The sequence below is a fragment of the Thermostichus sp. MS-CIW-15 genome (assembly GCF_054060575.1).
Genome location: NZ_JBSSDI010000018.1, coordinates 42,936 through 53,024 on the forward strand (window position 1 = coordinate 42,936; position 10,089 = coordinate 53,024).

9 protein-coding genes and 1 tRNA gene are annotated in these 10,089 nt (G+C 59.9%); 3 read left to right on the plus strand and 7 right to left on the minus strand.

Going from position 1 to position 10,089, the window contains the following annotated elements:
- The first annotated feature begins 225 nt into the window (after positions 1-225).
- Positions 226-2,427: an alpha-glucan family phosphorylase gene (gene glgP / locus ACVW0R_RS08350; protein WP_041438652.1), complete on the plus strand. Its 2,202-nt coding sequence runs from the start codon at positions 226-228 to the stop codon at positions 2,425-2,427.
- A gap of 179 nt (positions 2,428-2,606) precedes the next feature.
- On the opposite strand, the gene ftsH is transcribed toward glgP, so the two are convergent.
- Positions 2,607-4,523 carry an ATP-dependent zinc metalloprotease FtsH gene (ftsH, locus tag ACVW0R_RS08355; RefSeq protein ID WP_011431525.1) on the minus strand — a complete coding sequence of 639 codons (1,917 nt, stop codon included), beginning with the start codon at positions 4,521-4,523 and terminating at the stop codon, positions 2,607-2,609.
- Between the two features lie 229 nt (positions 4,524-4,752).
- On the opposite strand from ftsH, the gene ACVW0R_RS08360 reads away from it, so the two are divergent.
- Positions 4,753-5,226, plus strand: coding sequence for a globin family protein (locus tag ACVW0R_RS08360; RefSeq protein WP_011431524.1), 474 nt, complete (start codon positions 4,753-4,755; stop codon positions 5,224-5,226).
- Here the strand turns inward: ACVW0R_RS08360 and ACVW0R_RS08365 are convergent.
- Positions 5,223-5,474 (minus strand): ferredoxin-thioredoxin reductase variable chain, encoded by a 252-nt coding sequence (locus tag ACVW0R_RS08365; protein ID WP_011431523.1) that lies wholly within the window; start codon positions 5,472-5,474, stop codon positions 5,223-5,225. The genes ACVW0R_RS08360 and ACVW0R_RS08365 overlap by 4 nt on opposite strands.
- Before the next feature lie 762 nt (positions 5,475-6,236).
- Here ACVW0R_RS08365 and ACVW0R_RS08370 point away from each other — a divergent pair.
- Positions 6,237-6,440, plus strand: a complete 204-nt coding sequence (locus ACVW0R_RS08370) for an RlpA-like double-psi beta-barrel domain-containing protein (RefSeq protein ID WP_168173328.1) — start codon at positions 6,237-6,239, stop codon at positions 6,438-6,440.
- 59 nt (positions 6,441-6,499) lie between these two features.
- Here ACVW0R_RS08370 and ACVW0R_RS08375 read toward each other — a convergent pair whose 3' ends face one another.
- The 5 genes from ACVW0R_RS08375 to ACVW0R_RS08395 all read right to left on the minus strand — a co-directional run bounded on the left by ACVW0R_RS08375 (position 6,500) and on the right by ACVW0R_RS08395 (position 9,999).
- A complete protein-coding gene (locus ACVW0R_RS08375) occupies positions 6,500-6,712 on the minus strand; it encodes a hypothetical protein (protein ID WP_049749797.1) in 213 nt (70 codons plus the stop codon).
- A 189-nt stretch (positions 6,713-6,901) separates the two neighbouring features.
- Complete coding sequence (gene cbiT / locus ACVW0R_RS08380; protein ID WP_011431520.1) at positions 6,902-7,507, minus strand: precorrin-6Y C5,15-methyltransferase subunit CbiT; 606 nt, start codon at positions 7,505-7,507, stop codon at positions 6,902-6,904.
- Between the two features lie 158 nt (positions 7,508-7,665).
- Positions 7,666-7,738 (minus strand) — tRNA-Thr (locus tag ACVW0R_RS08385).
- Between the two features lie 82 nt (positions 7,739-7,820).
- Positions 7,821-9,437 carry an apolipoprotein N-acyltransferase gene (locus ACVW0R_RS08390; protein WP_011431519.1) on the minus strand — a complete coding sequence of 539 codons (1,617 nt, stop codon included), beginning with the start codon at positions 9,435-9,437 and terminating at the stop codon, positions 7,821-7,823.
- Between the two features lie 112 nt (positions 9,438-9,549).
- Positions 9,550-9,999, minus strand: coding sequence for a DUF305 domain-containing protein (locus tag ACVW0R_RS08395; protein WP_276307364.1), 450 nt, complete (start codon positions 9,997-9,999; stop codon positions 9,550-9,552).
- Positions 10,000-10,089 lie beyond the last annotated feature (90 nt).

A 10,089-nucleotide genomic window follows, 5' to 3' on the forward strand; every position in this document is an offset into this window, starting at 1 on the left:
GAGATTGAAAACCGAACTGCCGGTGGCCATTGTTGTTGCAAGATCTGGGAAAAGACTGAGGAAATCTGGCTTGGAGCTGCTGCAGATTTTGTAGAGATCCTGAATCCTCCTGCCAGAATTCTCAAAGTTGGCTCAATAATAAAAAATTAGAAACGTTTACCAGGCACGATTAACCTCTGCCGCTTCTTTTTCCGGCCTATAGCTTCAACCCCAGGTATCTGTCCTATGTCCCTTGCCACTTTAGCCCCCGCTTTTCCCGAACGTTGCCCGGTGCTGCCGGAGGCGCTCACGCCCCTGTGCGAGATCGCCCGTAACTATTGGTGGACGTGGAACCCCGATCACCTCACCATTTTCCGGGAAATGGATCCCGCCCTGTGGGAAAAAACCTCTCACAACCCGGTGCGCATGCTGGAGGAGGTTTCTTACTTGCGCTTGGCGGCCTTGGCTACTGACGTCAACTACCTCAACACCCTCAATCGCATGGTGCAGGCCTATCGGCAGTACATGGCGGCTGAGGATACCTGGGCCAAGCGCACCATGAAGACCTACGACTGGCAGCGTCCTATTGCCTATTTCTGCGCTGAGTACGGCCTGCACGAGTCTTTGCCCATCTACTCCGGGGGCCTGGGCATGCTGGCTGCCGATCACCTCAAATCCGCCTCCGATCTGGGGGTGCCGCTGGTGGGCGTGGGATTGCTCTACCGCCAAGGCTATTTCCAGCAGCGCCTGGATCTCAGCGGCTGGCAAGGGGAGCTGTACGAAGATTGCGAGTTTGACGCGCTGCCTCTGACGTTGGTGCGGCAGCCAGATGGCAGCCCTCTGTTGGTGGAAGTGGCAATGCGGCAGCGGCTGGTGAAGGCACGCGCCTGGCGGGTGGACGTGGGGCGGGTGCCCCTCTTCCTGCTGGATACCAACCTGCCGGAGAATGATCCCATCGACCGCTGGATTACTGCCCATCTCTACGGCGGCAGCACCGATACGCGCATTGCCCAGGAGTGTATCCTCGGCATTGGGGGGGTGCGCCTGCTGCGCCAGTTGGGCCTGGATCCCATGGTCTATCACATGAACGAGGGGCATGCTGCCTTCTTGACTTTGGAGCTGCTGCGGGAGGAGGTGGCACGGGGTACGCCCTTTGAGGCGGCAGAGGCCAAGGTGCGGGAAAAGTGTGTCTTCACCACTCACACGCCGGTGCCGGCTGGGCACGATGCTTTCAGCCCCAACGAGATGGATGCGTTCTTTGCCTCTTTCTGGCCGCAACTGGGCTTGACGCGGGAGCAATTTTTGGCTCTGGGGGCGCGGCGCGGCGGGGATCCCTGGGAGCGCTTCAATATGACGGTGCTGGCTTTGCGCTACGCACGTGCAGCCAACGGGGTGAGCAAGTTACATGGGCGCGTCTCTCGCCAAATGTGGCATGTGCTCTACCCAGAGCGGTCGGTGGAGGAGGTGCCCATCGGCTCCATTACCAACGGGGTTCACGCCCGCACCTGGGTTGCCCCCCTCTTCTGGAACCTCTACGACCAATACCTGGGTCCCGACTGGCCGGAGCGGGTGTCGGATCCGGAGCTGTGGGCCAAGGTGGAAGAAATTCCCGATGAGGAGCTGTGGCGGCGCAAGGAAGCCCTGCGGGAGCGGTTGGTGTCTTTTACCCGCCACCGGGTGTTGCGGGCGCGGCGCAACCGCGGCGAAAGCAACGAACGTCTCCAGGCCGTCAACCAGTTGTTGGATCCCAAGATCCTGACGATTGGGTTTGCCCGCCGCTTCAGCACCTACAAGCGAGGAGATCTAATCCTGCGCGATCTCGAGCGAGTGACCCGCATCTTCACCAACAAAGAGTACCCTGTGCAGATTATCTTTGCCGGCAAGGCTCACCCGCGAGATGAAGAAGGCAAGCGCCTGATCCAACGGGTGGTGGAATGGTCGAATCGGCCTGAGGTGGCTCACCGGGTCGCCTTTATTGAGAATTACGATGCCTACGTCAGCCGCAATTTGGTCCAAGGGGTGGATCTTTGGCTGAACAACCCGCGGCGTCCTCTGGAGGCCTCCGGCACCTCCGGCCAAAAAGTGGGCTTCAACGGGGGGCTCAACCTCTCCGTTTTGGACGGCTGGTGGCCCGAAGGCTACAACGGTCGCAATGGCTGGGCCATCGGCCAAGAAATCGAAGGTCTGGATCCAGCCGCCCAAGACGATCTGGACGCCAGCTCCCTCTACGATGTGTTGGAATACGAGATTATCCCTATGTTCTACGACCGGGATGAAAAAGGGATCCCGCGCCGCTGGATTGCTCGCATGAAAGAAGCAATCCGCACCCTCAACCCGGTCTTCAACACCGACCGCATGGTGGCTGAGTACGTCCTGAAAATGTATGAGCCCCAGCCTATCGAAACGGAGGTGAGTCGCATCTTGTCGGGCTCGGCCGTCGTTAGCTAAGTTAGCCTCCCTCAACCCAGCCCTTCTCCCTGAGGGATGGCCCAAGCGCGCCGCGCCGCCGACGCGACCACCCCCAACCTCTCTCTGGGAGAGGGGAGATAGTTATCATCATGCAAAAATCGGGATCCCCGCCCTCCTCAGGCGAAAAGGCAGGGATCCCTGGCCTGTGTCCATGGAGACTAGGCACTAGCGTTGAGGGTTATCGGGAAGGTCAGCGGCTCCGGCTCCTCCTCAGGCGGTAGCATCACCACCTCCGAGCTGTCGATGATCGCTTGCAGCTCTTCCCCATCAATGGTTTCGGCCTCCACCAAGCGGCGGGCGATGCGATCCAAGAGGGCGCGGTTTTCCCGGATCAGGTAAGTGGCCCGTTGGTAGGCCTCATTCACCAGACGTCGCACCTCTTCGTCGATGAGGGCCGCCGTCTCCTCGGAGAAATCCCGCTCTGCAGCGATCTCACGGCCTAGGAAGATATTGGCATACTGGCGTCCCAGGGCCACGTTGCCCAGGCGGTCGCTCATGCCAAAGCGGGTGACCATGTTGCGGGCAATGCGGGCCACCTGCTGTAGGTCGCTGGCTGCCCCCGTGGTCACCTCCGCCTCGCCATAGACCACCTCCTCTGCCACCCGACCCCCCAGGGCGACGGTCATCATGTTTTTCAAGTGGGCACGGGTGGTCAGGCCCATGTCATCATCGCTGGGCATGAACCAGGTGAGGCCGCCCGCCTGGCCGCGGGGAATGATGCTGACCTTTTGAATGGGATCGTAGTTGGGCAAGAGGGATCCCACCAGGGCGTGTCCTGCCTCGTGGTAGGCCACCAGCTCCTTGCGCCGCTCGCTCATGAGGCGATCCTTCTTCTCTGGGCCAGCCAACACCCGATCCACGGCGTCGTTGATCTCGTCCATCGAGATCTCGGTGAGGTTGCGGCGGGCCGCCAAGATGGCCGCTTCGTTGAGTAGGTTGGCCAGGTCTGCGCCGGTAAACCCAGGGGTGCGGCGGGCCAATTTCTCCAGATCCACATCGGCGGCCAAGGTTTTGCCGCGGGCATGCACCTTGAGGATCTCCAGGCGGCCCTGGAAGTCGGGGCGATCCACCGTCACTTGGCGGTCAAAGCGACCGGGCCGCAGCAGCGCTGCATCCAACACATCGGGGCGGTTGGTGGCGGCGATAACGATGATGCCGGAGTTGCCCTCAAAGCCGTCCATCTCGGTCAGCAACTGGTTCAGGGTTTGCTCCCGCTCGTCGTTGCCACCTCCTAGGCCGGCTCCCCGCTGCCGACCCACGGCATCGATTTCGTCGATGAAGACAATACAGGGGGCATTTTGCTTGGCCTGCTCGAACAGATCCCGCACCCGCGAGGCCCCCACTCCAACAAACATCTCCACAAACTCAGAGCCAGAAATGGAGAAGAAGGGCACACCCGCCTCTCCGGCCACAGCGCGGGCCAACAGGGTTTTACCTGTACCTGGGGGGCCGACCAGCAACACCCCGCGCGGGATCCTGGCGCCCAGAGCGTTGTACCGCTCGGGGTTTTTCAAAAAGTCCACCACCTCGGCCAGCTCCAACTTGGCCTGGTCAACACCAGCCACATCGTTGAAGGTAACCTGAGTTTTCGGCTCCATCTGCACCCTTGCCCTCGACTTGCCAAAGTTGAGCGCCTGGCTGCCAGGGCCGTTTTGGGCTCGGCGCAACAGGAAAAACAGGCCAAGCAGCAGCAAGACGGGCAGGAAGAAGGTGCTGAGGATGCGCCCCAGCAGACCCTCCTCCTGAACCGGGCGCACCGCCAGCTCCACCCCTTGCGCAAGCAAGGTGTTCTCAAACTCGGGGGTGAGGGGAGGCAGGTTGACCAGCACTTGGGTGGCGCGGTTGTTGATTTCCGCCTCGGCAATGGCAATTTGGCGACCATCGGGGGCGATCTCGACCAAGACTTTGCTGACCTCGCCCCGTTCTATGCGGCTCATCAGGTCGGAGTAGCTGATCTCCAGACGCTCAGCCGGACGGGTGCCGAAGAAGGTTGTGGCCAGCGAGATCAAGACAATGGCCAGCAACGCGTACAATCCGGCGCTTCTCCATTTTTTGTTTTTACCTTTCTGACTCACGGAAGCGTTTCCTCCCAAAGGGTGCTTTTTATCGAACTCACAGATGGCATCTGGGGTCGAGTGGATTCTTGCAACGATAGACTATTAATTAATATTAACCCGGCTGAGAGGCCGGGGAGAATAGCCGAAGATCCGCAGGATCGCGCACTTTTGTCAACGGGCTTGCGGCTAGGATCGGGGGCGAAAGGGCCGCACTCCCCCTCTCTCCTTGGTTTTCTAGGGAATCCCCATGCTGACTCAACTGCGCCAACTGAGCCTGGCTGCCGACGGACGCTACCTCAGAGATGAGGAGATGCAGTTCATGGAGAGCTACCTGGCCTCCTTTGAGCTGCGCCTGGGCGCCTATCGCAAAATCCAAGCGGCGGAAGCCCAGATTGTCGGCGAGGTGGAGGCGAAGCTGCGCGCTCTGGATCCCTACTTGCTCATGCGAGGGGTGGAGGATTTCCGCAACAAATGGAGAGCCGACACCGTGCGGGTTTTGCGCCTCTCGGCTTTGGCCATGCTCCTAGACGATGAGCAGCGCTACAAGGAGCGATTTCTCTACTGGTTTCAGACCTTGATGCGGGCCTTCCGCACCCAGCGCAGTTGTGAGGCTACCTACCGCTTCTTGCAAGAGGTGATAGCCAAGTACCTCACCCCCGCGGAGTTTGCTTTGATCCAGCCGATTCTGGAAACCAACCGTACCCTGCTGGGTCTCACCTAGGCCGCAGGCTCGGAGGAAGGGCTCGCCTCGATCACCTCCAGCTCGTCGGCCTGGAGGTGGGCGCGGAACTTATTCCCAAACTGCACCTGAAAGGGAAAATTAGCGCTGATCGGGCGGCCGTTCCAGTCTTGGATCACAGCCGTCACTTCTCCCTCCATACCTTTGAGGTCAAAAGGTTGATTGCGATGTTCCGGGTGGTGATAGACGATCACGCTGGTACGCACCCGCACTCGATCTCCAACTTTCATCACACACCATTACACGGCGCTGTTAGGAGCCGTGCCCTCCAACCGTTGAACGTTAAAAACTTGCAATACCCTAGGTTGGCATTTTGCCATAGCTGCTTGCCAGGAGCGACCTCCTGCAAACTCACTCGATTGGTTGCTTTCAGCCGCACGCCCCGCTCACCTCGCTGCCAGGGGAGTGTGGCTTCGCCGCTTGCTACCCACCGTCTGGCGGGGCTGGGTTTGATTAACATCAGGGGGGTTTTCCCATCCACGGCAAACATAGGTACCAACACGGCTGTAAGCTCTTCTGTGTACGCCCCCTCGCCCCTACGGAGGTTTCAGGCTGGGGGAGAACCTGTAACATGTTTTGGGCCGCTGGGCCTAGCTCCTCTGCTTGCCCTCCGGCGTTCCTTGCGAAGCTTGGCCAGGCTGTTCTCGCGCCTAGCTTGCCGTTGCGATGCTGGCATCGCTACTCCTGCCAATTGCTAACCAAGTGCCTCCAGCCCGCTGATGCGATCAGTCGCGGCACTTGGCCTCCTGAAAAGGCAGCCCACCCCAGGAGCCTGCTGGAAACACTCTAGCTCAGCCCCTAACGAAGACTGCGGAATGTATTGATACAGTGGTTTGCATTTCTCCGGGATCCCCTCGCCCTTGAGGAGCCGCGCCGGCTTCTGGGAGCATTGCCCCAACCCAAGCCCACTGACTTCAGCCGAAAGATCCCTCTGCGGAACCTGGGATCCGTGGGGCTCATCAGTGTATTCCCGGACACGTTTTTGGGAGACTTTGACCAATTCTGAGGATCCCAGGCCTAGAGTGGTGGTGGATGTTCTGGCTCGGGGCCCTTTTGTTCGCGGTCGAGATCTGGATATTTCGACGGCTGCCGCTCGCCAGCTGGGCATTTACGAGCAGGAAGTGGCGAAAGTAGAGGTGCCTCTGCTGCCTCCCCAAGAAGTTCCTCTCTCCGGCGTTTTGATGAGCCTAAGGTAGAAATTGCTGGGCAAAAATAACTACTAGAATCGGCTCCCGATGGGGAGAATCTGCCCAGGCTAAATGCCTGAAGATTTGCTGGGCTGGTTTTCTGCTTCTTGTCTGCGGCGATCGCCAATGCCGCAGTCGCCGCAGCATTCGGGTCGCTTGAAGTCGTCCCAATGGATGCAGGCCCGGCAGCCCTTCAGCATTTCCGGCCAGCGCTCTCGAATTAGCAGTTGTCGCAGCCTCACTTCTCGTGATTCGGGAAAGGGGTGTTGCAATTCATCCATGGCCCTGGGATCCGCAGCTCTCTGTCTCTGGTATAAGGGCAAATGAAAGTCTGCAATCTAGAAATATCGGCATAGCTTAAGGTTTGTGCTTTGCCGATCTCCAAAGAGGGCTTGGGCTAGCCCAATTTTCTTGAGCCCATTACTTTGCGAAGGGATTTGCAAAAAATATAAACGGATTTCTTACAAGATTTAGCTGGATTTTTCCCCGCTTAACACAAAGGTGGGATCCAGAGGCAGCAACAGTTGGCTGCGACCGCGGTGTTCCAGGCGGTTCACGGCTGATTGGATCACCTCCACATGATGAGCTCGCACGGCAGCCAGCCCGGCAGAGAGGCCGTAGAGCCCCTCCAGAGAGTTGGTGGTCGCCACAATCCTGCCGTTGGGTTTGAGATGGTTCCAGGAGGCCTCCAGGATCTCCCGTAGGGGATGGCCACCTTCGATACAGATGCGATCGGGGGGCGGAGAGAGCTGATGCAAGCAATCGGGGGCGGTGCCCTGGATTACTTGCACGTTGTTGAGGCCGAATTTCTCGCAGTTGCTCTCGATCAAGCTGACCACCTCGGCATCGCGCTCGATGGCAATCACGCGAGCGCGGGGGCAGAGAATGGCCGCTTCGATGGCGATGGTGCCTGTCCCGGCGCCGATATCCCATAGGCAGTGGTCTTCTCCCAGGCGCAACTGGCTCAGCACCAGCACGCGTACCTCGCGGGGGCTCATCGGGATCCCCGGGATCCGCTCAAAGGCGGAGTCCGGGATCCCTGGGGTGCGATAGGGCCAAGAGAAGGGGGTTGCCATTGCCAAAGACCGCTGCCGGGGAAATGGCCATACTTCTCAGCATAAGGCGAAGCCCCGACCAACTGGCTACGCTCTTCATGTCCCCCTCCTGGGAGAGGGGATCCCCGCGCTAAGCCAGCCTAGGTCAGTAGCCCCGTGAGGGCCGGACAAGGCTCCAAAGCTGATGATCGGACTCGAACCGATGACCTGCTCATTACGAGTGAGCTGCTCTACCGACTGAGCTACATCAGCAAGGGTAAGCAATTCCGCATCCCTTTGTTCAGCCAGTTCAGCAGCGCAAACTGGGAACGCGGGACGGGAAAGCTGACTTAGACTATTGATGCTCACCAATCTTAGCGCATCCTTGCCCTGCTCGGGATCCCCAGGCCGTCAATCCTAGAGAAAGACCTAAGGTTAACCAGGCCAGCCAGTCGCCTGTGCGCGTGTAGAAGGTTACCTGGGATTGCCGCCTGACCTCTCCAGTCACCACTCCGCGCTGAAAAATCGGGCCCACCTGCTGGAGTCGACCTGAGGGATCCACCACCAGGTTGCCGCCGGTGTTGTTGACAAAGACCACGCTGCGCCGGTTTTCGACCGCCCGGAAAACCGAAAGCCGGCCGTGGAGCATGGGCCAGTGGCTGTTGCCAAACCAGCTATCGTCGGAGATCACGATCAACGACTCTGCTCCATTGCGGGTCAGAGTTCGGCTGGGGGCGGGCAATACACTCTCCAAGCAGATCATCACCCCCAAAGGCCCAAACAGCTCCCCTCCCGCCAGCGGCCGATAGCCATCTGGGGAGGGCGCGTAGCGCCCCGACTCAAAATAGGGGAAGATCCACTGCTTGCCAAACCAATCCAGCACTTGGCCTTGGGCGTTGAAGAAGAGGGCGGTGTTGAAAAATCGCTGCTCCTCCTCCGGCAGGTGGGCTGTGCGGGGATCCGGCTCCGTGGCCCCCGTAATCAAAGCCCCTTCTGGGGGGAGGATGGCTCGCATTGGCTCGATCACATGGGGTTGCAGGGGGGTGTTCAGCAACCGGGCCCGCAAGGCTCCTTCCGGCCAGATCACCAACTGCGCCCCCTCGGCCACCGCCTGGGCCGAAAGCTGGTGCAACTCCCGGTAGCGCTGGCTGCGGTACTCCCAACTGCGATCGGCTTCCAACCAGGCCACCTGCTGCACCGTCCCCACGCGAAAGCTGGGATCCCCTTCCGCCGCCGCTAAAACATCAAAGTAGGCCAGCCGCAGGCTGCCATAGGCCAAGACCAGCCCCCCCAGACCTAAGCCGCAGGCCAGCGTGCGCCGGATATCCGGGTTCTCGGCCCCCGAGCAGGATCCCTCTGCCCTCCATTGGCAGCGGAGCTGCTCGGCCAACTGCCAAACCACGCCATTGACGAACACGGCAAAAAAGGTCACTCCCCAGATCCCGGTGAGATCGGCAATTTGGATCCCCAGGGGCCAGTCAAAGAGCAGGGATCCCCAATGAAAGGGGATCGGCCACCAGAGCAGGCCCAGCAGCCCATCCAGGCCTGTCCAGACCGTGGCCAGGCCCAGGGGACGTGCCCAGGGGGGGAGGGGCCGGCTCAGCGCCAAGCTCAAGACCGTGGCTGTTGTGAAAAACAGAGGGATCAGGGGAGCCACCACTGCTCCTCCCAGGATCTCCCAGGCGCTGAGCACTTGAAGCGAGAAGGGATCCACCCAGAAGGCGTACAGGCACACGCAAAACCAGAGGCCATAGGCCAAACGCCACTGCCTCCAACCCTGTTGCTGTTCGCAAAGGTAAAACAGAGGCGCTAGGCCCAGCAGCGCTCCCGGAAACCAGTGCAGCCAGCGGTTGGGGGATCCCAAACACAGCAGCAAAACGGCCAGCCCCGCCAGCCAGCGGGATCTCCACTCTGGGCGAAGCGGTGGGAGCAAAGCCGGGTGTTGAGGGAAGGAGGGCAGCTCTAGGGCCATTGGCAATGCAGGGGAATCCTCTGAGTGCTGCGGGCAGCCGCAAGAGCCGGCCTTGCTCGCATCCCATCATCTTTACAGAGCCTGCTGAGGCCTGCAAACGATCCCAGCGGCCCTAGCGCGGATACCACCGCTTTTGCCAGGCCCGCATTTGCTCAATCTCCGCTTGCTGGGTAGTGACAATGGCTGTTGCCAGTTGCCGAATCTCGGGGCACTTGGATTTTTCCAGAGCCTCTCTAGCCATGACCAGGGCTCCTTCGTGGTGCTGGATCATTGCTTGCAGGAAGCGCAGATCGAACTCAGGGTCAGCGGCTCCCAGGTCGGTATCCATGCGCATAGCCGAGATCATTTCTGGAGTCATGGCCATCTGGTGGCCCATCTCTTCATGCCACATGACGGGCTCCTGGGGAGCTAGCGGGTACCAGCTCAGCCGCCAGTCTTGCATCTGCTTGATTTCTTGGCTTTGGGCGACCCCAATGGCCCTGGCCAACTGACGAATTTCCCGCCGCCGGGATTTTTGCAGGGCTTCTGTGGCCATGCTCACCGCTCCCTCGTGGTGGAGCATGACTCTAGTCAATGATATGCTGGACTATACTGAAAATAATGCCCAGTATGTTCAGTATGGCTGCTTGGTATGGCTAGGTATGTAAAACCG